Genomic DNA, 21,067 nt, shown 5'->3' on the forward strand with positions numbered 1-21,067 from the left:
TCTACGAAAGGCCGCCTGCGGGAACACCGAGTGCGCGGGCTCGTCGTCACACGATGTCCGCGAGGGCGCGGTGAGCCGGAGCGCGGTGGCGGCCGCGCCGGCCCGCTCCCCGGGTAGAATCCGAAGACCGTGAGCACGCCGACCCTCTCCGCCGAACAGGAAGCGCTGTTCCGGCTGATCGAGGACACCCGCGAGCACGTGTTCATCACCGGCCGCGCCGGCACCGGCAAGTCCACGCTGCTGCAGCACTTCGCGTACAACACGCAGAAGCAGATCGCCGTCTGCGCCCCGACGGGCGTCGCCGCGCTGAACGTCGAGGGCCAGACGATCCACTCGCTGTTCCGGCTGCCGATCGGCCTCATCGCCGACAGCGAGATCGACCAGTCCGACGCGACCCGTAAGATCCTGAACGCGATCGACACGCTCGTCATCGACGAGGTCTCGATGGTCAACGCGGATCTGATGGATGCGATCGACCGGTCGCTGCGGCAGGCGCGGGGACGCCGGGGCGAGGCGTTCGGCGGGGTGCAGGTGGTGATGTTCGGCGACCCGTACCAGCTCGCACCCGTGCCGCCGCGAGGCGATGAGCTGCGCTACATCCAGGATCATTACCGCTCGTTCTGGTTCTTCGACGCGAAGGTGTGGACCGGGGGGCAGGCGACCGACGGCCTGCTCGACGTCGGGTCCTATGGCGCGCAGCTGCACGTGCGCGAGCTCGTGCACATCCACCGCCAGTCCGACGCGGGGTTCAAGGCGATGCTGAACGCGGTGCGCTACGGGCGGGTGACGGCCGAGATCGCGCAGGCGCTCAACGACGCGGGCGCGCGCACCCCGCCGGATCCGGCTCCGGGCGAGATCCCGATCATCACTCTGGCCACGCGCAACGACATCGTCAACGGCATCAACTCGCGGCACCTCGCGGCCCTGCCCGGCAAGGTGCAGAAGGCGAAGGCCGACATCTCGGGTGATTTCGGCCGGGGCGAGGCGAACTACCCCGCCGACCAGGAGCTGCAGCTCAAGGAGGGCGCGCAGGTGATGTTCCTGCGCAACGACGTCTCGGCCGCGCCGGAGCCGCCGCGCTGGGTGAACGGCACGATCGGCACGGTCGTGCGCATCCTCGGCGACACGGTGCGCGTGGAGATCGACGGCGAGGAGGTCGACGTCGAGCCCGCGGTGTGGGAGCGCTATCGCTACATCTACAACCCGGGCACGAAGACGCTCTCGCGCGAGGTCGTGGCCGAGTTCACCCAGTTCCCGCTCCGTCTGGCCTGGGCGGTCACGATCCACAAGTCGCAGGGCAAGACCTACGACCGGGCGATCGTGGATCTCGGATCCGGCGCCTTCGCCCCCGGTCAGACCTATGTGGCCCTGTCGCGGCTCACCTCTCTGGACGGTCTGTACCTCACCCGCCCGCTGCGCCCCCGCGACATCCGTGTCGACGAGGACGTGCGCCGCTTCATGCGCGCCGCCTGGGAGGCGCGGCAGGGCGACTCCACGCCGCAGGTCGGGTCGTAGCAGAGGGAGCCGGTCGTGACGGAGCGTCGTGGCGCGCGGGGTCGAGCTGCCGCAGGGATCGTGATCCTGATCGGGGCGCTCATCGCGGTGCTGCTCGTGTGGTCTCAGGCGCTCGGCGCGCAACGAGTCCTCGGGATGGCGCAGGTCATCGCGTTCCGGGCGCCGGTCGCGCTCGCGCTGGCCGTGCTCGCTCTGGTCGGCGGGGTCATGGCGGTGGTGCTGCGCCGGCGGGCGCCGGGGCTGCGGCGCGCGCTGATCGCCGTCACGCTGGTCGCGGCGCTCGCCGCGGCGGGGAACCTGGCGGTGCTCCTCGCCCGGGGAACGTCGGAGAGCGGGACGGCCGGGCTGCGCGACGGCGATCTCACCGTGCTCGTCTGGAACACCCAGGGCGGGGCGACGTCGCCCGGGGACGTCGCCGCGCTCGTTCTCGCGACCGGCGCCGATGTCGTGAGTCTGCCCGAGATGGACGACGAGGCCGCCGCCGAGGTCGCGCGACGGGTGACCGCCGGAGGGATCCCCATGACCGCCGCCACCACCCGCGCGGTCGCCGAGACGTCGACCCCGTCATGGATCCCGATCTCTCTGCTCGTCGCCGACTCCCTCGGGGCCTACCGCCTCGACGCCACGGCGGGTACGACGCGCGGTCTGCCCAGCGGCGTGTGGCGACCGGTCGACGGAACGGGCCCGGTCATCGTCGCGGCCCACCCCGCGGCTCCGCTGACCGACGGCATGGACGACTGGCGCGCGGGCCTGGACTGGATCCGGGCGCAGTGCCGGGCTCTCGGGCCGGAGCTGATCCTCGCCGGAGACCTCAACGCGACGCTGGATCACCTCGATCTCGCCGGCTGCCGGGATGCGGCCGACGAGGCGCACGCGGCGGCGACGGGCACCTGGCCGTCCACGATGCCGGCCTGGCTCGCCTCGCCCATCGACCACGTGCTCGTCGGATCCGCGTGGCGCGTGCGCGAGGTGCGGGTGGTCGACGCGACCGGCGGAACCGATCACCGGGCGCTGGTCGCCGTGCTGGACCGGCACGATCGATCCGGTGGGAGTCGATGATCAGTTCTGCGACGAGTCGAGGAACGCCCGAGAACCATTCCGCACACTGACCGGCCCTGGGATCCTGTACGCATGACACGGCTCAGCGGTCCTCCGGGCGGGCGGGTCCCGGCGGCGGGAGGATCGGGCCTGCGCGACGCCCTCGTCGGCATCGGGATCCTGATGGCCGCGCTCTGCCTCGTCGAGCTCGCCGTCCCCTCGTCGTCGCGAGGACTCGGCGGATCGCTCCTCGACGGCGCGCTGGTCGCGGTCTACACGGTCACCGGCCTGCTCGCCTGGTCGCGCCGTCCGCACAACCGCATCGGCCGGCTCATGCTGCTGACCGCGCTGGCGCTCTGGGCGTCGCGCACGCAGGACGACGACCTCCCGGCCCTGCGCATCCTCGGCACGCTGACGTCCAGTCTGCCGCTGGCGCTGCTGCTGCACCTCCTGCTCGCGTTCCCCTCCGGGCGTCTGACGGGCCGTACCGCCCGCGCGGTCGTGACCGTCGCCTACCTCGTATCGGTGGCGCCTCAGATCGTCGTGGTGCTGCGGCCCGCCGCGACCGAGGTCGCCTGGACGCTGCAGGCGGCCGTGGGCGTCGGCACGCTCATCGTGACGATCGTGCTCTGCGGTCGGGGCGTCGCGCGGATGCCCGCGCTGCCGCGGCGTCAGCTGCTCCCGTTCGTCGGCTACGGCTGCGCGGCCCTCGCCGTGATCGCCGCGACCGTCCTGGTCCTGCATCTCGACCCGCGTCCCGGTGCTCAGCAGGCGGCGGACGTCGTGCAGTCGGTGATGCTCGGCGGCCTGCCGATCGCGTTCCTCGTGGGGCTGACGTTCGGCGCATTCGGCCGGGCGGGCGAGGTCGCCGAGGCCGCGGCGGGCATCGTGGCGGCGTCGGTGGAGCCGGCGCTGCTCGACGCCCTCGCAGCACGGGCGCTCGGTGACCCGGGTGCCCGGGTCCTCTGGGCCTCGCACGCGGAGGGGGCGGCTCCCTCCCGCTTCGTGGACAGCGGCGGGCGCCCCGTCGCGGTGCCCACCGAGCGCGGCTTGTGGCCGATCGGCGCCCCGGAGGCACCCACCGGCGCGCTGCTGTACGACCGCGAGCTGATCGCGGATCGAAGCCTGGTCGCGACCGTGTCGGCGCCGCTGGGCGTCGCGATGGACAAGCAGCGGCTGATCGTCGAGCTGCGCTCCGCGGTGCAGCAGCTGCAGGTGGCGGCGGAGGAGCTGCAGACCTCCCGGCGTCGGATCGCCGTCGCCGCCGATGCCGAGCGCCGCCGCATCGCGCAGGATCTCCACGACGGCGCCCAGCAGCGGATCGTCCTCGTCGGCATCGACGTGCAGCGACTGGCCCGGCAGGCGTCGGACCCGTCGTACGTCCGGTCCGAGTCCGCGCGGATCGCGGAGCACTGCGCTTCGCTCCTCGACGAGCTGCGCGGGCTGGTCGAGGGCCTCCTGCCGAGCCGGCTGCAGGACGACGGCCTGGAGGCAGCGATCACGACCCTGGCCGACCGGATCCGGATCCCGGTGCGGGTCGAGGTCGCATCCCCGCTCGGCCGGCTGGACGCCGCGGTCGAGTCGACGGGGTACTACGTGATCGCGGAAGCGCTCACCAACGCGGTCAAGCACGCCGATGCGCGGCAGATCGTGGTCGTCGTGGCTCTGCACGACGGCCGGCTGCAGATCGCCGTGAGCGACGACGGCAAGGGCGCGGCAGGGGCCGTCCCGGGGTTCGGGATGCGCAGCCTCCGCGACCGGGTGGAGACCCTCGGCGGGACCGTCGCCCTCGAGCCGGTCCCGGGCGGCGGGACGACCCTGCGGGCAGAGCTGCCGCTGGGGTAGCGGGTGCGGCGCGGGCGCCTTCCGCTCACCGGCCCAGAAAGCGCATCACGGCCAGCACCCGGCGATGGTCGTCGGGATCCGGCGGCAGGTCCAGGGTCGTGAAGATGAGAGCGATGCTGCGCGCGACCGCCTTCTCCGTCACGAAGAGCTCGCGGGCGATGCGGGCGTTGCTGTAGCCCTGCGCCATCAGCTGCAGCACCTCCCGGCGTCGCGGGGTGAGGCGGGCGATGCCGCCGTCGGTGTGGTCGCGGACCTCGCGGCGCACGAGCGAGGAGATCACGTCCGAGTCGATGCTGGATCCTCCGGCCGCGACGCGCTGCACGGCATCGAGGAAGTCGTCGAGGTCGAGGATGCGCCGTTTCAGCAGGTAGCCGACGCCCTCGGCGCCGTCGGCCAGCAGCTCCATCGCTCCCTGCGCGTCCACGTACTGCGAGACCACGATGACGCCGGTCCCGGGGAGCTCCTGCCGGATCCGCTTCGCCGCCCGCAGGCCGTCGTCGGTGAAGTCCGGCGGCATCCGGATGTCCGTGAGGACGAGGTCGGGACGGTGGGCGCGGACCTTGCCGAGCAGCTCGTCGGCGTTCCCGGCCGTCGCGACGATCTCGTGGCCCTCGTCCGTGAGGATCCGGGAGACCCCCTCCCGCAGCAGGACCTCGTCCTCGGCGATGACGACGCGCATGCCTGCTCCTGACTGACTGACGGATGCGGATCCGGGCGGTGACCCGACAGTACCCGAGGAGAGCCGCCGCCCACACCCTTGCGGGGTGGACGGCGGCTCTCCGCGGATCCCGGGGCGTCAGCCGACCGGCTTGATGTCGACGATCTTCGGCAGGCTGGCCTTCTCCTGCTCGGTCAGCGCGCGCTCGGCGCTGTCGTAGAGCACGTCGGCGTCTGCCCGCGGGATGTCGAAGTGCACGCCGGACAGCTTCCAGGTGGTCTTGCCGAGCTTGACCGTGAAGTCGCCCGTCACCCGCTCGGTCAGCACCCGGGACCACATGTTGAAGTTCTTGTAGGCGCCCACCTCGTACGGCTGGACCTTGGTCTCCTCCTTGGTGTTGGACCACTCGCCGCCGTACTTGTGGGTGAGTCCCGCCTCCAGGATCCCGTTGATGGTCAACTGCGCCGACGCGGTGGTCTCCACCGACGAGGTCGTGCCGGCCGAGACCTTGGTGGTGACGCTTCCCGCGCGCGCCTTCTCGGTGTTGTTCGCGCCTCCTGCGACCAGGCGGATCTGGGCCTTGCCCTCCTCCTTCCTGACGGGCGTGAACGTGCACGACGCCAGGCCCGAGACGCAGGTCTGGTTGAGCAGCTCGGCCTGTCGCTGGGCATCGGAGGCCGGCACCGTGATCTCCGAGAAGTCCTTCTCCGAGATCGTGATCTGCCCGGAGAGACCCTGATTGTGGACGGCGAACGCGTTGCCGGCGTCGGTGCGGATGCTCGTGCCGCTGACCGCGTCGACGACGAGCGTGACCTGGAAGGCGGAGATCCGCTCGGATCCGTCGCCCAGGGCCTCGCGGTAGTTGAAGGTGAGAGTCGTCTCGCCGCGCTTGAGGAGGTAGTAGACCTTCTCGTAGCGGTACGACTGACCCGGGAGGATCTTCGTCCCGGTCGGCTGGTACTGGTCCCGCTCGCCCGCGCCGTCGATGCCCTGCAGATCCAGGGTGTGCTTGGTCGTGTTGACGATGTCGAATCCGCGGGTGACGTCGGCGGTGGCCGCTGCGGCGCGCGGCGTCGCGGCGGAAGCCGGCGCGGCGGTGGCGACGCCGAGCGCGACCGAGCCGAGCACCGTCGAGGCGATCAGGCCGGTGCCGAGAAGCCGGCGGGCGGTGCTGTTCGTGGTGATGGTGTTCATGTCTTTCCTTCTCTTCTCTCGCCCCGAGGGGCTGCGTGTTCTCCCGTCCGGAAGCTCTTCTCACACGCTAGGAATCCGCGGCGCGCGGGCCGATGGGCGTGACTCCACAGCGAGGTGGTGCCTGCACCACATCCGCTGCCGACAGGAGGATCTCCACCCGCCGGGCTCGGATCTCCACCCGCGGGTGGTGCCCCCGGATCCGGCATCCGAGGAGCATCGAGGACATGAACCTCCCCGTGCTCTCCAACGTCCTGCTGATCCTCCTGGCCGTCGGCGTGATCGCCGTGCGGCAGATGACCTGGCGCCCGGTCCTCGGCGGCAGGGACTGGACGTTCCCGATGGTCGCGGTCGTGGCCGGCGCCGCGTTCCTGCTGCAATCGCTGAACGGCCGTGCGCTCGGCGTGATCGACGTCGTCGCGTTCGTGGTCGAGGTCGTCATCGCGCTCGGCGTCGGGGCGGGGATGGGCGCGATCGCGCACATCCGTCCGCTCGCCCGGCCCGCCGGATACGTGCCGGAGACCGCAGGGCTGTCGGCCAAGGCGGCCGCGCAGGCGCTCGCCGAGTTCGAGACCCGCACCGGCCCGTGGGGGCTGGGTCTGTGGGTGGTGCTGATCGGCGTGCGGGTCGGGCTCACGTTCGCGTTCGAGAGCCTGGGATCCCACCTCGGGGTATCGACCGGGATGATTCTGCTGGTGCTCGCCGCCAACCGCGCCTCCCGCATCCTCGTGCTGCACCGCCGGCTGGACGCGCTGCGTCACGCGGGCGCACGGGGCGGATCCGCGCGCATGATGGTTCCGTGACCCGCATCCCCCTGCGCATCCCGCCGATGACCGGCTGGAGCGCCGGCATCAACGCCGTCGGCATGCTCGCCGTCGGCTGGGTGCTGCTGCGCGTCGGTCCGCAGACCGCGCCCTGGGTGGTCTGGCTCCTCGTCGCGGGAGTGGCCGCCTGGGCGATGCGCACGGCGCTCGCGGCGCGGAACGGTGCGACGGCCGGGGCTGCGCCGGGCGGCCTGGATCCCGCCCTCGCGTCCACCGGCGCCGCGCACCGCTCCGGCGAGGCCTGGGCCGCGGCGGCGCTGCTCGTGACGATGACGGCGGCGGGTTCCGTGACCGCCGTCCCGACGCAGGGGCTGGGCGTGGCGGTCCTCGTGGTGGCGGTCATCGGGGTCGCGAGCGACCCGGCGACCACGCCGGGGGCGTGGATCGCGGTGGCGATCGCCGGAGCCCTCGGCATCTCCGCCGGCGCGCTGCTCACCGCCGCGGGCCGGGCGGGATCCGTGACCGGATCCGTGCTCGGTCTGCTCACCCTCTTCGCCGCGCTCGCCCTGGCCGTGGTGCTGGGCCTGGGCCGCCGCGCGCAGCGCGTGCTGCTGGCCGAGCGCGAGCGGGCGAACGCCGAGGCGGTGCGCGCCCAGGCGGCGGCGCACCGCGTCGCGATCGCGCGCGACCTGCACGACGTGCTCGCGCACAGCCTGGGCGGGCTGGTGGTGCAGCTGGATGCGGCGGAGGCGCTGCTCGAGGCGGGCGACGCCGAGCGGGCGGGTGCCAGGGTGGCCGCGGCGCGCCGGCTCGCCGTCGCCGGGCTGGATGAGGCGCGTGAAGCGGTGCGGACCCTGCGCGGACCGGATCCGGACGACGGAACGCCGGCGGCGTCCGCCGTGCAGCCGGACGAGCTCGCGGCGCGCCTCGAGGCGCTCCGCACCGCCGAGCCGCACGAGGGGGTGCAGATCGAGGAGTCGGGTGCGCCGCGGGCGGTCTCGGCCGCGCTCGCCGAGGCCCTGGTCCGGGCTGTGCAGGAGGGACTGAGCAATGCGCGCAAGCACGCGCCCGGATCCGCGGTGCGGGTCGCCCTGGTCTGGCATCCTGACCGGGTGGAGTGCGTGATCCAGAACGCGATGCCCGCGGAGGGCGGTCGCGAGGCCGGCAGAGGGCTCGCCGCGACCGGGGGCGGTTTCGGGCTGCGCGGCGTGCGGGAGCGCTTCGCCGCGGTCGGCGGCACGGTGACGGCGGGAACCACGGGGACCGGGGCGGCCGGCCGTTTCGTGCTCCGTGCCGAGGCCCCGGCATGACCGCGCGGATCCGGATCGCGATCGCCGACGACCAGGCGATCATCCGCGACGGCCTGGAGACGGTGCTGAGCCTCGTCGACGGCTTCGAGGTCGTCGGCACGGCGGCGGACGGCGCCGAGGCCGTGGCGCTGGTCGCGGCCCAGCGGCCCGACGTCGTGCTGATGGACCTGCGCATGCCGATCCTGGACGGGGCCGCCGCGACCCGGCGGGTGACCGCGGAGACGCCGGAGACGGCGGTGCTCGTGCTCACGACCTTCGCCGACGACGCCGACATCGTGACCGCGCTCCGCGCCGGCGCCCGGGGGTATCTCACCAAGGATGCGGGCCGCGCGGAGCTGGCTGCGGCCATCCGGGCGGTCGCGGCAGGTCAGAGCACCTTCTCCGAGCCGGTGCGGGAGGTGCTCCTGGGACGGATCGCTGCGCCGGCGCCGTCGCCGACGGGGACGGGCGAGCTCTCCGGATCCGTGCCCGATCCGCTCTCCGAGACGGCACTGGCGGAGCGCTTCCCCGCGCTCACCGCCCGGGAGCGCGAGGTGTACGCGCTGGTGCTGCAGGGGCGGTCGAACGCCGAGATCGCCGCAGAGCTCTTCGTCGGCGTCGCGACCGTCAAGACCCACATCAACGCGCTGTTCGCCAAGCTGGGCGTCCGCGACCGAGCCCAGGCGATCGCGCGCGGACTCGGCACGACGTCCGCGAACTGAGGGGGCGTTCATCACGATCCGGTCAGGACAGCCCGGATCATCCGCAGGGATGACGTGGACGCGGAGACGCGCCGTTTACAATCGTGAGGATGTCAGGGGGGCGAATGGGTCGGAACATGAGGCGACGCGCGGGAGCGCTGATCGTCGGCGCGATCGCGGCGGCGCTCGTGCTGAGCGGCTGCTCCGGCGGCGACTTCACCCCGACGTTCTCGCCGAAGCCGCAGGTCGAGGGCTCGCTGCCGTCGGAGGTGCAGGACCAGCTCAAGGGCGCCGTGCAGCGCGCGATGGCGGCGAGCGGCTCCAGCGGGGCGCTGCTGGGCGTCTGGGCGCCGTGGAGCGGCTCGTACGTCACCGGCCTGGGCACGGTCGCCGCCGGGGACAAGACGCCGGTCAGCACCGACATGTCGTTCCGCATCGGCGACGTCACCCGGCTGATGACCTGCGACGTGCTGTACGCGCTCGCCGACCGCGGCACCGTCAAGCTCGACGCCAGCATCACCGAGTACGTCTCCGGCGTGCCGGATCTGCAGGACGTCACGCTGCTGGACCTGTGCAACGGCACGAGCGGCATCGGATCCTCGGCCGCGATCGCCACGCCCATGTGGCTGAACAACCCCGACCGCCAGTGGGACCCCAAGGAGCTCGCCTCATACGGCCTGGCGCAGGACCGCACGCCGGCGCACACCGGCTACCGCGACTCCGACGCCGGGTACCTGCTGCTCGGGCAGGCGCTCGAACGGGCCACGGGACAGACCGCGTCGCAGCTCATCCGGCAGTACGTCACGGCGCCGCTGGGCCTGGACGCGACCTCGCTGCCGGGGCCGAAGGCGGCCGCGCCGTCGCCGGAGCCCGCATTGAACGGCTCGTACCTTCCTCAGGTCGACGGCGCGTACCAGTGCGCCAAGCCCGCCGACATCACCGTGAGCTCGTCGAGCAACGGATACACCGACTCCGGCGTCGTCTCGACGATCAAGGACCTCGGCCGGTACATGCAGGCAGAGGCGGCGCAGGCGCTGCGCGAGAAGAAGACGCCCAAGCGCTTCGGATCCCCGCTCCCCGTCGCGGACGGCGCGCCGAGCTGGTACAAGGCCACGGGCGGGGGATACCTCGTCGGCTCGATGATCGGCCAGCACGGCGGGACCCCGGGGTACCTCACCGCCGCGTACTCCGACCCCGCGTCCGGCTTCACGGTCGTGGTGGTGCTGAACGACTCCACCGTCGGGTCGGCCTTCATCGGCGATCTCGCGTTCGAGCTCTCCGCGATCGCCTCCAAGGTGCCCGCCGGAAAGGGCCGCACCGCCCCGGAGTTCGCTCTGCCGTTCACCCCGGAGGACTACGCTAAGGCGGTCGACGGCGCGGCCGTCTGCCCGCTGCCGCAGGGCTGACCCGGTCCGTTCGACGTCTCCCTCGCGCGTCGCGAGGCCTGCCGCCGCACGGTCCGGCAGGCCCTGCGAAGCGCTGCACGACTCCGAGGAGCAGCCATGGCCATCGTCGACAACGGCATCTACGTGGACGGCGTCCGCACCGACACCCCGCACACGCTCGACGAGACGTTCGAGCTCATGCATGCGCGGGGCGGCATGGGATGGATCGGCCTGTACCGTCCCAGTCAGGAGGAGGTGCGCCAGGTCGCCGCGGAGTTCGGACTGCACGAGCTCGCCGTCGAGGACGCGCTGACCGGCCATCAGCGCTCCAAGCTCGAGCGCTACGGGGAGACCCTCTTCGTCGTGCTGCGCCCCGCTCGGTACCTGGATGCGGCGGAGGAGGTGGAGTTCGGGGAGCTCCACGTCTTCGTCGGCCCCAACTTCGTCGTCACCATCCGCCATGCCGAGACCCCGAGCCTCAGCCGCGTGCGCGGACGCATGGAGCACGACCCCGAGCTGCTCGCACGAGGCCCCGAGGCGGTGCTGTACGCCGTGCTCGACGAGCTCGTCGACGAGTACTCGCCGGTGCTCGCCGGCCTGGAGAACGACATCGACGAGATCGAGGCGCAGCTGTTCCTCGACGACTCGGACGTCACGCAGCGCATCTACGAGCTCAGCAGCGAGGTGATCGACTTCCAGAAGGCGACCCAGCCGCTGCAGCCGATGCTGGAGAACCTGCTGCGCGGATCCGCGAAGTACGCGGTCGACCTCGAGCTGCAGCGCTACCTGCGCGACGTGCTCGATCACATCATCGCCCTCTCGGAGCGGGTGTCGACCTTCCGGGCGAACCTCGACAACGCGCTCACCGTGGAGGCGACGATCGTCGCCCGGCGTCAGAACGACGAGATGCGGCGGATGACCGAGGAGAGCATGCGCCAGGGCGAGGAGGTCAAGAAGATCTCCAGCTGGGCGGCGATCTTCTTCGCCCCGACGATCGTGGCGGGCATCTACGGGATGAACTTCGAGGTGATGCCGGAGCTGAAATGGGCCGCCGGCTATCCGATGGCGATCGGTCTCATGGTCGGCGGCGGCTTCGCGCTGTACCTCGTGTTCAAGAAGCGCGGCTGGCTCTGACCGGATCCCCGCCCCTCAGCGGCCGAAGCCGGTGAGGGCGATCACGGCGAGCGCCGTGACGGTGACCAGGATCCACAGGATCGCGCCGAGCAGCAGAGGCCGCCAGCCGGCGCTGCGCAGCGCGGCTGCATCCGTCGACAGGCCGATCCCCGCCATGGCCACCGCGATCAGGAAGCCGCTCGCGTGCACCATCGCGTCCCGAGGAGCCGCGGGGATCCCGCCGAGGGATCCGAGCAGCGCGACCACGAGGAACCCGATCAGGAACCACGGCACGAGCCCGATCGCGCCGCGCAGCGTCATCCGCCGGCCATCGGCCGCGCGACGCGACTCGATCACCGAGAGGCCGACCGAGATCGGGATGATCATGAGCGTGCGCACGAGCTTCGCGACCACCGCGAACCCGAGCGCGGAAGCGCCGAAGACGCTCGCCGTCGCCACGACGCTGCTCGTGTCGTTCACCGCGGTGCCGGCGAGGAGTCCGAACGTGTGCGGATCCAGTCCGAGCGCGTGGCCGAGCAGCGGGAAGAGCACCACGGCCAGGATGTTGAACACGAAGATCGTCGACACGGCGTAGGAGACCTCGGCGCCGACCGCGCCGATCACGGGCGAGACCGCGGCGATCGCCGAGGCGCCGCAGATCCCGGTCCCGACGCCGATGAGGGTGCGCAGTCGCGGGGCGACGCGCAGCGCCCGGCCGATCACGGCGGTGCCGAGGAGGCACACCGCGAGAGTCGTGAGCATGATCGGCAGCGACTCCGCTCCCACCCGGAGGATCGCGTCGAGCGACAGCTGCGCGCCCAGCAGCACCACCGCGATCTGCAGCAGGAACCGTCCGGAGTACTCCACTCCCGGCACGAACCGCGCACCGGGCCGCCGGATCACCGCGATCGGGACGCCGATCACGATCGCGGGCAGTGCCGAGCCGAGCACGGGCACGGCGGATCCGATCAGGGTGGCGGCGATCGCGATCGGCACGGTGAGCGCGAGCCCCGGCAGCACCTCGACCGCCCGCAGTGCGAGACGGGACGGCAGCGTGCGGGCAGGGCGGAACATCATGGATCCAGGCTCGTGCGTGGCCGCGCCCCGCGGTATCCGGCTAGGCTCGATAGGGATACAGGCAGAGACTGTGGGGTGTGCGCATGGCCGATGGATCGATGCCCGACATCGGCTCGCTCGAATTGCTGGTGGCCGTCGTGCGCACCGGCTCCATCTCGGCGGCGGCGCGTGAGATCGGGGTGACCCAGCAGTCGGCGTCCACGCGGCTGCGCGCGATCGAGCGTCAGCTCGGACTGGCTCTGTTCCACCGCACCCCGTCCGGGACCCGGCCCACGCTCGAGGGCGAGGTGGTCGCCTCCTGGGCCGATGACGTGCTCGCGGCGGCCGCGCGGTTCCGTGCGGCGACCCGCACGCTCCGCGGCGAGAGCACCGCGCGGCTCACGGTCGCCGCGAGCCAGACGGTGTCGGCGCGGCTGCTCCCACTCTGGCTCGTGGAGCTGCGCCGGCAGCAGCTCGCCGACGGACGGACCCCGACCGCCGTGCAGCTGCTCTCCGGCAACAGCACCGACGCCGAGGCCCTCGTGCGCGATGGGCGCGCCGACCTCGCGTTCATCGAGTCGAGCGAGGTCCCCTCCGACCTCGGCTCGACCACGGTGGACCGGGACGAGCTCGCGCTCGTCGTGGCGCCGGAGCACCCGTGGACCGCGACCGGTCCCATCGCGTTCGAGACGGCCGCCACCGAACCCCTCGTCGCGCGCGAGGAGGGCAGCGGCACCCGGCGCGCGTGGGAGGACGAGGTGCGCCGCCGGCTCGGGCGCGACGCCGCAGCACCCGCGGTCGTGCTGCCGACGTCGGCGGCGGTGCGCTCGGCCGTCGCGAACGGATTGGGCGCCGCGGTGTTGAGCCGCAGGGAGGCCGCCGACGACATCAGGCTCGGACGCCTCCGCGCCGTCCGCACGACGGGGGATCCGGTCGTGCGGCCGATCACGGCGCTGTGGCGCGGCGGTGCGCGCGACCTGTCCGCGTCCGGGCGGGAGCTGATCGACGTGGCCGTACAGACGGCGAGGGCGCAGGCGGGACGAAGGACCCCGGCGCCGCAGTAGTCTCTGAGCGTGCCCTCCACGGAAGGATCCGGATGCCGCCGTTCGTGCTCATCGGCCTGATCGCCGTCCTGCTGTGGTCGCTCATCTCCCATCGGTTCGAGCGCTGGGGCATCGCGGGTCCTGCGATGCTGCTGGTGCTGGGTGCGGCGGCAACGGTCTGGAACCTCGACGCGTTCGGCGTCTCGCTCGACTCGCCGGTCACCGAGAAGGTCGTCGAGGTGGTGCTCTCGGTCCTCCTCTTCGCGGACGCGACCGAGGTGCGCGGCGGGATCTTCGGCGGGGAGGGCAAGGTCACCGCGCGTCTCGTGCTGATCGCCCTGCCCCTCTCCCTGCTGCTGACCGCGATCCTGTGCGGCTGGCTCGTGCCGGAGTCGTTCGCCGTGATCGGCGTGATCGCCTGCGTGATCATGCCGACCGACTTCGCCCCGGCCACCCGGCTGCTGCGTTCTCGGCTGCTCCCGGAGCGCGTGCGCGCGATCCTGAACGTGGAGAGCGGCTACAACGACGGACTCGTCTCGCCGATCTTCGGCATGGCGCTGCCCATCGCCGTCATCATCGAGCCGCTCGTGCGCGAGTACCTCCGGACGGGCAAGGACACGTTCACGCTCGACGAACAGGACGTGGGCCACAACGGCGAGAAGTTCGTCGAGGCCTTCCTCAACGCGGTGCCGGCCACGCTCGTCGCGATCGTGATCGGTGTGGCGCTCGGCGGGCTCGTCGGGCTGGCGATGCGCGCCGCCCGCGACCGCGGAGTCGCCGACGCCGGGGGCGCCCGGTTCGTCATGGTGCTGCTGCCCCTGATCGCCTACGGGATCGCCACCATCCCGGCACTCGAGGCCAACGGCTTCGTCGCCGCCTTCGTGGCGGGCCTCATCTACCGTGTCGCCCGCACCGGCGGCATGGCGGAGCGCGTGATCCCGCATGAGGAGCTGCTGCTCGTCGAGGAGGTGGGCACCCTCACGGCGAACTTCGTGTGGTTCATGCTGGGCGGGGCGACACTGCTGGTCTTCACCGTCTCGTTCGACGTGCGGATCGTGCTGCTCGCGCTGCTCGCCCTCACGCTGCTGCGGCTCGGGCCGGTGTACCTGTCGCTGATGGGGAGCTCGGTGCCCCGCGGCGATCGGGTCAGGATCGGGCTGCTCGGTCCGCGCGGCACCGCCACGATCGTCTTCGGCCTCCTCGCATACAACGCCCTGCCGGACGACGCGGGCGACCTCGTGCTCACCGCGATGGTGACCACCGTGGTCGGCAGCATCCTGCTGCACGGCGTCCTCGCGCCGCTCGTGCTGCGCCGTCTCGCCCCGGAGGGCGACGACGCGGCGAAGGCCCGGGTGCCGTCACCCGGGCACTGATCGTGGCCGGCGCTCCGGTGCGCCGCCGGGGTCAGCCCTGCGCGGCCTGCCGGGTGTAGACGCCCCGCATGAGCGGCGCGGGCGCCGCATCAGCCGGCACGGCCGAGTCCAGCTCGACCGTCAGCCGGTCGCCGTCGGCGCGCAGGCGCATCACGGTGCGTCCCCGGTCGGAGCGGCGGTCGAGCACCAGCGCCTCGTCGACCCACTCGGCGGATCCGGGGGCCTGAGGGGTGAAGCCGTAGGTGTCGAACCACCAGAAGCCCTCTCCGGCGACCACGGCGTGCGCCACGAGCGGAGCACCTTCGGCGCCGTCGCGGGCCTCGACGTAGTCGAGCAGCACGCCGGCGGGGCCCGGTTCGACGCTGAGGGCTCCGCGGGCCGTCCCGGCCTCCGTCCACGCGGTGGGGAACAGCTCCTCCGTCCCCGTCCAGTCTCCGAGCAGTGCCATGAGCCGAGAATCCGGTGCCATGCCCACGAGCCTACGCGGCCGACGCTGTCGCGCACACGCGGTCGCCGTCGTTGCCAGGAGGGAAAGATCCGGGATTCTTAGCGCGTAAGATCGCGAAAAGCCAAGGGATCCGCGTCGTCCCGCTCAGTACTCTGAGCAGGTTGTCCGGCGAGGGTGCCGCATAGTGCGCAGCGCACACCACCCGTCATCGCCGACGGCATGGAGGAGGTAGCTATGGCAGTCATCGGCATCGTCCGAGAGCCTGCGGGAGAGTCGCGCGTGGCCGCGACCCCGGCGACGATCGCACAGCTTCGCACGCTCGGTCACGACGTGGTCGTGGAGCGCGGAGCGGGATCCGATGCGTCCTACCCGGATGAGGCCTACGCGGCCGCCGGGGCGGAGCTGGTCGATCGCGCCCGGGCATGGGGCAGTGAGATCGTGCTGGCGATCACGGCGCCCGGAGCGGAGCAGATCGCCCTGCTCGCCGACGGGGCGACGATCATCGCGCTGCTGTCGCCGGCGCTGCGGCCCGATCTGGTGGAGTCCCTCGCGCAGCGAGGCATCACGGCGCTCGCCCTCGACGCGGTTCCGCGCATCTCGCGCGCCCAGTCGATGGACGTGCTCAGCTCGATGGCCAACATCGCCGGCTATCGCGCCGTGGTGGAGGCCGCGCACGAGTTCGGGCGCTTCTTCACCGGCCAGGTCACGGCAGCGGGCAAGGTGCCGCCGGCCAAGGTGCTCGTGGCGGGCGCCGGCGTCGCCGGTCTCGCCGCGATCGGCGCCGCGTCGAGCCTGGGCGCGATCGTGCGCGCGACCGACCCCCGGCCGGAGGTCGCCGACCAGGTCACCTCGATCGGCGGCGAGTACCTGCCCGTCGACGTGGCGGTGGAGAAGTCCACCGACGGCTACGCCAAGGCGACGAGCGAGGCGTACGACCGGCGGGCGGCCGAGATCTACACCGAGCAGGCCGCCGACGTCGACATCATCATCACCACCGCCCTCATCCCGGGACGTGCGGCACCGCGGCTCATCACCGCCTCCGACGTCGCCCGGATGAAGCCAGGCAGCGTGATCGTCGACATGGCCGCGGGCCAGGGCGGCAACGTCGAGGGATCCGTCGCCGGCGAGCGCACCGTCACGCCGAACGGCGTGATCATCCTCGGCTACACCGATCTCGCGTCGCGCCTGGCGGCCCAGGCGTCGCAGCTGTACGGGACGAACGTCGCCAACCTCGTCGCCCTGCTCACCCCGGGCAAGGACGGCGCCTTCACGATCGACTTCGACGACGTCGTGCAGCGCTCGGTGACCGTCGTGCGCGACGGGGAGATCACCTGGCCCCCGCCGCCCGTGCAGGTGGCGGCAGCCCCGGCGAAGGCCCCGGTCGCGTCGACGCCGATCGAGGCGCCGCAGAAACAGGGCCTGTCGGCGGGCCGCAAGGCCCTGCTGATCGTGCTCGGCATCGCCGCGCTCTTCCTGGTCAACGCGTTCGCGCCGGCGCCGCTGCCGCAGCACTTCACGGTGCTGACCCTGTCGGTGGTGATCGGCTTCTACGTGATCGGCAAGGTGCACCACGCGCTGCACACCCCGCTCATGTCGGTGACCAACGCGATCTCCGGGGTCATCGTCGTGGGCGCGATGCTGCAGATCACGGATCCGGATCCGGTCGTCCAGGTGCTCGCCGCGATCGCGGTGCTGCTCGCGTCCATCAACATCTTCGGAGGGTTCGCGGTGACCCGCCGCATGCTCGCCATGTTCACGAAGGGCGGCCAGAAGTGACCGTCGGAGCCCTCTCCACCGCCGCGTACATCGTCGCGGCGCTGCTGTTCATCCTGAGCCTCGCCGGTCTCAGCAAGCACGAGACCGCCCGTTCGGGTGTGGTCTTCGGCATCTCCGGGATGGCGATCGCCCTGATCGCGACCGTGTCGCTCACGGTCGCCCGCGCCTGGTCGGGCGGCGCGGTGATCGGCCTCGTCTTCCTGCTCGTCGCGCTGCTGGTGGGCGCGGGGATCGGACTGTGGCGCGCCAGGGTCGTGGAGATGACCGGCATGCCCGAGCTCATCGCGCTGCTGCACAGCTTCGTGGGGCTCGCCGCCGTGCTCGTCGGCTGGAACGGCCACCTCGCACACGCCGAGATCGCCCCCGCGCTGGTCGGGATCCACAACGCCGAGGTCTTCATCGGGATCTTCATCGGCGGGGTGACCTTCACCGGATCCATCGTCGCGTTCCTGAAGCTGTCGGCGCGGATCTCGTCCAAGCCGCTCATGCTGCCGGGGAAGAACGCGCTGAACATCCTCGCGCTGGTCGCCTTCCTGGTGCTCACCGTCTGGTTCGTGATCGACCAGCAGCTGTGGCTGCTCATCGCGATCACCGTGCTCGCGTTCGCGCTGGGCTGGCACCTGGTCGCCTCGATCGGCGGCGGCGACATGCCGGTCGTCGTCTCGATGCTGAACAGCTACTCCGGCTGGGCGGCCGCGGCGGCGGGCTTCCTGCTCAACAACGACCTGCTCATCGTCACCGGCGCGCTCGTCGGATCCAGCGGTGCCTACCTCTCGTACATCATGTGCAAGGCGATGAACCGGTCGTTCCTCTCCGTGATCGCGGGCGGCTTCGGCATCGTGGCCTCGACCTCGTCCGACGAGGAGCACGGCGAGCACCGCGAGATCACCGCGACCAGCGCCGCGGAGCTGCTCACCTCGGCGAAGAGCGTCGTGATCACTCCCGGCTACGGCATGGCCGTCGCACACGCCCAGTACCCGGTCGCCGATCTGGTGCAGCGTCTGCGCGAGCGCGGGGTCGATGTGCGGTTCGGCATCCATCCCGTCGCCGGTCGTCTGCCCGGGCACATGAACGTGCTGCTCGCCGAGGCGAAGGTGCCGTACGACATCGTCCTGAGCATGGACGAGATCAACGACGACCTCGCGCACACGTCGGTCGTGCTCGTCATCGGCGCCAACGACACCGTGAACCCCGCCGCGGCGGAGGATCCGGGCAGCCCGATCGCGGGGATGCCGGTGCTCCGGGTGTGGGAGGCCGAGAACGTGATCGTGTTCAAGCGCTCCATGGCCGCGGGCTATGCCGGTGTGCAGAACCCGCTGTTCTTCCGCGACAACGCGCAGATGCTGTTCGGCGACGCCAAGCAGCGCGTGGAGGACATCATCGCCGCGCTGTGACCGGATCGGATCCGGTCCCGTCCCGCCGGTCGGGGCGGACCGGATCCGCAGCCCGGGAGCTTCGGGTGAGCCCACGCCAGGGCCTGGGTCCGCGTCCGAGCGAGATGGATTTCGCTGCTGCGGGGCACGTGCGAGCGACGTTTTCCATCTCGCCGCAGGGTTGCTGCGCGTGCGGAGATGGATTTCGCTGCTGCGGGGCACGTGCGAGCGACGTTTTCCATCTCGCATGCGGATCCGCAGGGCGGGGCGCGGTCAGGCGCTGGCGTGTCGGGCGGCGGGTCGCGGTCAAGCGCCCGCGTGCCGGGCGACGATCGCGGCGGCATCCCGCGCGGAGGTCGCGCCGTAGAGGAAGCCGCGCACGGGGCCGACCCGCGACGCGACGAACGCGTCGGCGACCGCGGGCGGTGCGCTGCGCACGAGCAGCGAGCCCTGCAGGGCCACCGCGAGCGCCTCCGTCAGCCGGCGGGCCCCGGCCTGCGCCTCGGCGGATGCCGGATCCCGCTGCGCCTCGTGCAGCAGCCGCGCGGTGTCGTCGAGGTGCGCGTCGAGCCGAGCGTCCGCGCCGGCCGCGAGGCGCACCTCGGCGAGCAGCGCGTCGGCCGTCTCGGGCTCGCGCGCGATCGCACGCAGCACATCCAGCGCGATGACGTTGCCGGATCCCTCCCAGACCGCCATCACCGGCTGCTCGCGATAACGGCGTGCGAGCGGGAAGGCCTCGGTGTAGCCGTTGCCGCCGAGGCACTCGAGGGCTTCGGCGGCGTGGCCGGGCCCGCGCTTGCAGATCCAGTACTTCAGCACCGCCGTGGCCAGCCGCCGCAACGGTTCGTCGGCGGCGGGGGCGTCGGCCTCGTACGCCGCGGCGACCCGCAGCGACGCGGCGATCGCGGCCTCGGTCTCGACCGCCAGATCGGCGAGCACCTGGGTCATCGCGGGCTGCTCCGCGAGCGGGGCGCCGAAGGCCGCCCGGTGCTGCGCATGCCAGATCGCCTCCGCCGACGCCTGCCGCATGCCCGCGGCGGTGCCGAGCATGCAGTCCAGGCGCGTCTGGTTCACCATCTCGATGATCGTGCGCACCCCGCGGCCCTCATCGCCCATGAGCCATCCGACGGTGCCGTCGAACTCGACCTCGCTGGAGGCGTTCGCCCGGTTGCCGAGCTTGTCCTTGAGGCGCTGGATGAGGAAGGCGTTGCGCGATCCGTCCGGCAGCACCCGCGGCACCAGGAAGCAGCTGAGCCCGGCGGGCGCCTGGGCGAGCACCAGGAAGCCGTCGGACATCGGCGCCGAGCAGAACCACTTGTGACCGGTGAGGATCCAGGATCCGTCGGCGGCCGGGACGGCGGCGGTGCGGTTCGCGCGCACGTCGGATCCGCCCTGCTTCTCGGTCATCGCCATCCCGAACAGGGCCGACGTCTTTCCGGCGATGAGCTCGGGGGAGTAGTCGCGGGAGAGCAGCCGCGGCAGCCACTGCGCGCGCAGGTCGGCGGGCGCGAACTGCTGCAGCGCAGGGACCACCGCGTGGGTCATCGACACCGGACAGGCGTGGCCCGGCTCGACCTGTGCGAACAGCAGGAAGTGCGCCGCCCGCGCCACCTGGGCGCCCGGGCGCGGGTCGGCCCACGCCGCCGTGTGCGCGCCGGCGGCGACGGCTGCGCCGAGCACCCGGTGATAGGACGGGTGATACTCCACCTCGTCGATGCGTCGTCCCCAGCGGTCGAACGCCGTGAGCGAGGGCTCGTGCACGTTCGCGAGCTCGGCATCGTGCTGGAACCCGGCGGATCCGACCAGGCGCCCGGTCACGCTCAGCCCCGCCTCCGCCCAGGACGCGCCGTGGCGCCGGACGCCCTCGGCGAGGGGCAGGTCGAGGGCGAACTCGTCCAGCCCCTCGCGAGGAGGAGCCTGGTTCGTCACGGTGTGCGTCGCCATGCGGATCCCCTTCGATCACGGTCTGCTCCGACGCTACGCCATCGGGAGCGGGCGGCGACGGCGGCTGTCAAGACCCTGGGCGCATGTCGCGTCGAGAGGTGGCATGGGTGTGCGGTGCCGCTTCGGGCGCCGAGAAGGAGGACGAGATGAGCGATCAGAGGGACCAGACGGATCCGGAGGACGAGACGCGCGCCGCGCCGACGGGCTCGGGCGATCCGAACGACGACCGCGCCCACCTGCAGCACCAGCCGCCGGCGCAGGTCGACGAGGAGCGCGCGACCGCGGTGGAGGAGGACGAGGATCCGGTCGCGCACGACGCGCGGGCCGCGCAGGAGGGAGGCGCATGATGGCCGTGCTGCCCAACCCCCTCGCCGTGCAGGAGCACCTCTCCGGAGTGAGCTATCCGGCGTCGCGCGACGACCTGGTCGCCGCCGCGAAGGATCGCGGTGCGGCCGATGTCATCGTCGACGCGCTCGCCGGGCTGCCGGATCGGAGCTACGAAGGGCCGGCCGAGGTCAACGCAGAGCTGTTCGGAGACCGCTGAGGCGATCGCCG

General features: G+C 72.2%; 19 protein-coding genes. 14 read left to right on the top strand and 5 right to left on the bottom strand.

The window, feature by feature from the left end:
* Positions 1 to 129: 129 nt before the first annotated feature.
* From RL72_RS10865 to RL72_RS10875, 3 genes are all read left to right on the top strand, one after another.
* Positions 130 to 1,515: an ATP-dependent DNA helicase gene (locus tag RL72_RS10865; protein WP_045250852.1), complete on the top strand. Its 1,386-nt coding sequence runs from the start codon at positions 130 to 132 to the stop codon at positions 1,513 to 1,515.
* A 15-nt stretch (positions 1,516 to 1,530) separates the two neighbouring features.
* Positions 1,531 to 2,574 (top strand): endonuclease/exonuclease/phosphatase family protein, encoded by a 1,044-nt coding sequence (locus tag RL72_RS10870; RefSeq protein ID WP_045250853.1) that lies wholly within the window; start codon positions 1,531 to 1,533, stop codon positions 2,572 to 2,574.
* Between the two features lie 72 nt (positions 2,575 to 2,646).
* A complete protein-coding gene (locus RL72_RS10875) occupies positions 2,647 to 4,398 on the top strand; it encodes a sensor histidine kinase (protein WP_045250854.1) in 1,752 nt (583 codons plus the stop codon).
* 25 nt (positions 4,399 to 4,423) lie between these two features.
* Here RL72_RS10875 and RL72_RS10880 read toward each other — a convergent pair whose 3' ends face one another.
* The gene (locus RL72_RS10880; RefSeq protein WP_045250855.1) at positions 4,424 to 5,077 is read right to left on the bottom strand and encodes a response regulator transcription factor; all 654 of its coding nucleotides are present in this window, start codon (positions 5,075 to 5,077) and stop codon (positions 4,424 to 4,426) included.
* Between the two features lie 117 nt (positions 5,078 to 5,194).
* Positions 5,195 to 6,250 (bottom strand): hypothetical protein, encoded by a 1,056-nt coding sequence (locus tag RL72_RS20095; protein ID WP_045250856.1) that lies wholly within the window; start codon positions 6,248 to 6,250, stop codon positions 5,195 to 5,197.
* A gap of 224 nt (positions 6,251 to 6,474) precedes the next feature.
* Here RL72_RS20095 and RL72_RS20100 point away from each other — a divergent pair, with 224 nt between their 5' ends.
* The 5 genes from RL72_RS20100 to RL72_RS10910 all read left to right on the top strand — a co-directional run bounded on the left by RL72_RS20100 (position 6,475) and on the right by RL72_RS10910 (position 11,520).
* Complete coding sequence (locus RL72_RS20100) at positions 6,475 to 7,050, top strand: hypothetical protein (protein WP_045250857.1); 576 nt, start codon at positions 6,475 to 6,477, stop codon at positions 7,048 to 7,050.
* Entirely contained in the window at positions 7,047 to 8,321 is a 1,275-nt protein-coding gene (locus RL72_RS20105; RefSeq protein ID WP_052674325.1) for a sensor histidine kinase, read from the top strand. The genes RL72_RS20100 and RL72_RS20105 overlap by 4 nt, the downstream gene beginning before the upstream one ends.
* Positions 8,318 to 9,022, top strand: a complete 705-nt coding sequence (locus RL72_RS10900) for a response regulator transcription factor (protein ID WP_045250858.1) — start codon at positions 8,318 to 8,320, stop codon at positions 9,020 to 9,022. The genes RL72_RS20105 and RL72_RS10900 overlap by 4 nt, the downstream gene beginning before the upstream one ends.
* 116 nt (positions 9,023 to 9,138) lie before the next feature.
* Entirely contained in the window at positions 9,139 to 10,407 is a 1,269-nt protein-coding gene (locus RL72_RS10905) for a serine hydrolase domain-containing protein (protein WP_248700452.1), read from the top strand.
* A 96-nt stretch (positions 10,408 to 10,503) separates the two neighbouring features.
* Entirely contained in the window at positions 10,504 to 11,520 is a 1,017-nt protein-coding gene (locus tag RL72_RS10910) for a magnesium and cobalt transport protein CorA (RefSeq protein WP_045250860.1), read from the top strand.
* A 15-nt stretch (positions 11,521 to 11,535) separates the two neighbouring features.
* Here RL72_RS10910 and RL72_RS10915 read toward each other — a convergent pair whose 3' ends face one another.
* Positions 11,536 to 12,576, bottom strand: a complete 1,041-nt coding sequence (locus tag RL72_RS10915; RefSeq protein WP_248700453.1) for a YeiH family protein — start codon at positions 12,574 to 12,576, stop codon at positions 11,536 to 11,538.
* Positions 12,577 to 12,659: 83 nt separating this feature from the next.
* Between RL72_RS10915 and RL72_RS10920 the strand changes: the two genes are divergently transcribed.
* Both RL72_RS10920 and RL72_RS10925 read left to right on the top strand, forming a co-directional pair.
* Entirely contained in the window at positions 12,660 to 13,619 is a 960-nt protein-coding gene (locus RL72_RS10920; RefSeq protein WP_045250861.1) for a LysR family transcriptional regulator, read from the top strand.
* 32 nt (positions 13,620 to 13,651) lie between these two features.
* Positions 13,652 to 14,971 (top strand): cation:proton antiporter domain-containing protein, encoded by a 1,320-nt coding sequence (locus tag RL72_RS10925; protein WP_045250862.1) that lies wholly within the window; start codon positions 13,652 to 13,654, stop codon positions 14,969 to 14,971.
* A 31-nt stretch (positions 14,972 to 15,002) separates the two neighbouring features.
* Here RL72_RS10925 and RL72_RS10930 read toward each other — a convergent pair whose 3' ends face one another.
* Positions 15,003 to 15,440 (bottom strand): hypothetical protein, encoded by a 438-nt coding sequence (locus RL72_RS10930; RefSeq protein WP_156156776.1) that lies wholly within the window; start codon positions 15,438 to 15,440, stop codon positions 15,003 to 15,005.
* 213 nt (positions 15,441 to 15,653) lie between these two features.
* Here RL72_RS10930 and RL72_RS10935 point away from each other — a divergent pair, with 213 nt between their 5' ends.
* The gene (locus RL72_RS10935; protein WP_045250864.1) at positions 15,654 to 17,195 is read left to right on the top strand and encodes a Re/Si-specific NAD(P)(+) transhydrogenase subunit alpha; all 1,542 of its coding nucleotides are present in this window, start codon (positions 15,654 to 15,656) and stop codon (positions 17,193 to 17,195) included.
* Positions 17,192 to 18,589: a Re/Si-specific NAD(P)(+) transhydrogenase subunit beta gene (gene pntB, locus RL72_RS10940; RefSeq protein ID WP_045250865.1), complete on the top strand. Its 1,398-nt coding sequence runs from the start codon at positions 17,192 to 17,194 to the stop codon at positions 18,587 to 18,589. Before RL72_RS10935 ends, pntB begins: the two co-directional genes overlap by 4 nt.
* Before the next feature lie 285 nt (positions 18,590 to 18,874).
* Here pntB and RL72_RS10945 read toward each other — a convergent pair whose 3' ends face one another.
* Positions 18,875 to 20,512 carry an acyl-CoA dehydrogenase family protein gene (locus RL72_RS10945; RefSeq protein ID WP_045250866.1) on the bottom strand — a complete coding sequence of 546 codons (1,638 nt, stop codon included), beginning with the start codon at positions 20,510 to 20,512 and terminating at the stop codon, positions 18,875 to 18,877.
* 146 nt (positions 20,513 to 20,658) lie between these two features.
* Between RL72_RS10945 and RL72_RS10950 the strand changes: the two genes are divergently transcribed.
* Positions 20,659 to 20,859 carry a hypothetical protein gene (locus tag RL72_RS10950; protein ID WP_045250867.1) on the top strand — a complete coding sequence of 67 codons (201 nt, stop codon included), beginning with the start codon at positions 20,659 to 20,661 and terminating at the stop codon, positions 20,857 to 20,859.
* A complete protein-coding gene (locus tag RL72_RS10955; RefSeq protein WP_082072324.1) occupies positions 20,856 to 21,056 on the top strand; it encodes a DUF2795 domain-containing protein in 201 nt (66 codons plus the stop codon). Before RL72_RS10950 ends, RL72_RS10955 begins: the two co-directional genes overlap by 4 nt.
* Positions 21,057 to 21,067 lie beyond the last annotated feature (11 nt).

Source organism: Microbacterium azadirachtae, assembly GCF_000956545.1.
Taxonomy (GTDB): domain Bacteria; phylum Actinomycetota; class Actinomycetes; order Actinomycetales; family Microbacteriaceae; genus Microbacterium; species Microbacterium azadirachtae.

What these genes read in the sequence shown, in the direction of transcription:
- RL72_RS10875 (WP_045250854.1), top strand. Translation starts at nt 2,647, where the DNA reads ATGACACGGCTCAGCGGTCCTCCGGGCGGGCGGGTCCCGGCGGCGGGA.
- RL72_RS10880 (WP_045250855.1), bottom strand. Translation starts at nt 5,077, where the DNA reads ATGCGCGTCGTCATCGCCGAGGACGAGGTCCTGCTGCGGGAGGGGGTC.
- RL72_RS20095 (WP_045250856.1), bottom strand. Translation starts at nt 6,250, where the DNA reads ATGAACACCATCACCACGAACAGCACCGCCCGCCGGCTTCTCGGCACC.
- RL72_RS20100 (WP_045250857.1), top strand. Translation starts at nt 6,475, where the DNA reads ATGAACCTCCCCGTGCTCTCCAACGTCCTGCTGATCCTCCTGGCCGTC.
- RL72_RS10900 (WP_045250858.1), top strand. Translation starts at nt 8,318, where the DNA reads ATGACCGCGCGGATCCGGATCGCGATCGCCGACGACCAGGCGATCATC.
- RL72_RS10905 (WP_248700452.1), top strand. Translation starts at nt 9,139, where the DNA reads ATGAGGCGACGCGCGGGAGCGCTGATCGTCGGCGCGATCGCGGCGGCG.
- RL72_RS10910 (WP_045250860.1), top strand. Translation starts at nt 10,504, where the DNA reads ATGGCCATCGTCGACAACGGCATCTACGTGGACGGCGTCCGCACCGAC.
- RL72_RS10915 (WP_248700453.1), bottom strand. Translation starts at nt 12,576, where the DNA reads ATGATGTTCCGCCCTGCCCGCACGCTGCCGTCCCGTCTCGCACTGCGG.
- RL72_RS10920 (WP_045250861.1), top strand. Translation starts at nt 12,660, where the DNA reads ATGGCCGATGGATCGATGCCCGACATCGGCTCGCTCGAATTGCTGGTG.
- RL72_RS10925 (WP_045250862.1), top strand. Translation starts at nt 13,652, where the DNA reads ATGCCGCCGTTCGTGCTCATCGGCCTGATCGCCGTCCTGCTGTGGTCG.
- RL72_RS10930 (WP_156156776.1), bottom strand. Translation starts at nt 15,440, where the DNA reads ATGGCACCGGATTCTCGGCTCATGGCACTGCTCGGAGACTGGACGGGG.
- RL72_RS10935 (WP_045250864.1), top strand. Translation starts at nt 15,654, where the DNA reads ATGGCAGTCATCGGCATCGTCCGAGAGCCTGCGGGAGAGTCGCGCGTG.
- RL72_RS10945 (WP_045250866.1), bottom strand. Translation starts at nt 20,512, where the DNA reads ATGGCGACGCACACCGTGACGAACCAGGCTCCTCCTCGCGAGGGGCTG.
- RL72_RS10950 (WP_045250867.1), top strand. Translation starts at nt 20,659, where the DNA reads ATGAGCGATCAGAGGGACCAGACGGATCCGGAGGACGAGACGCGCGCC.
- RL72_RS10955 (WP_082072324.1), top strand. Translation starts at nt 20,856, where the DNA reads ATGATGGCCGTGCTGCCCAACCCCCTCGCCGTGCAGGAGCACCTCTCC.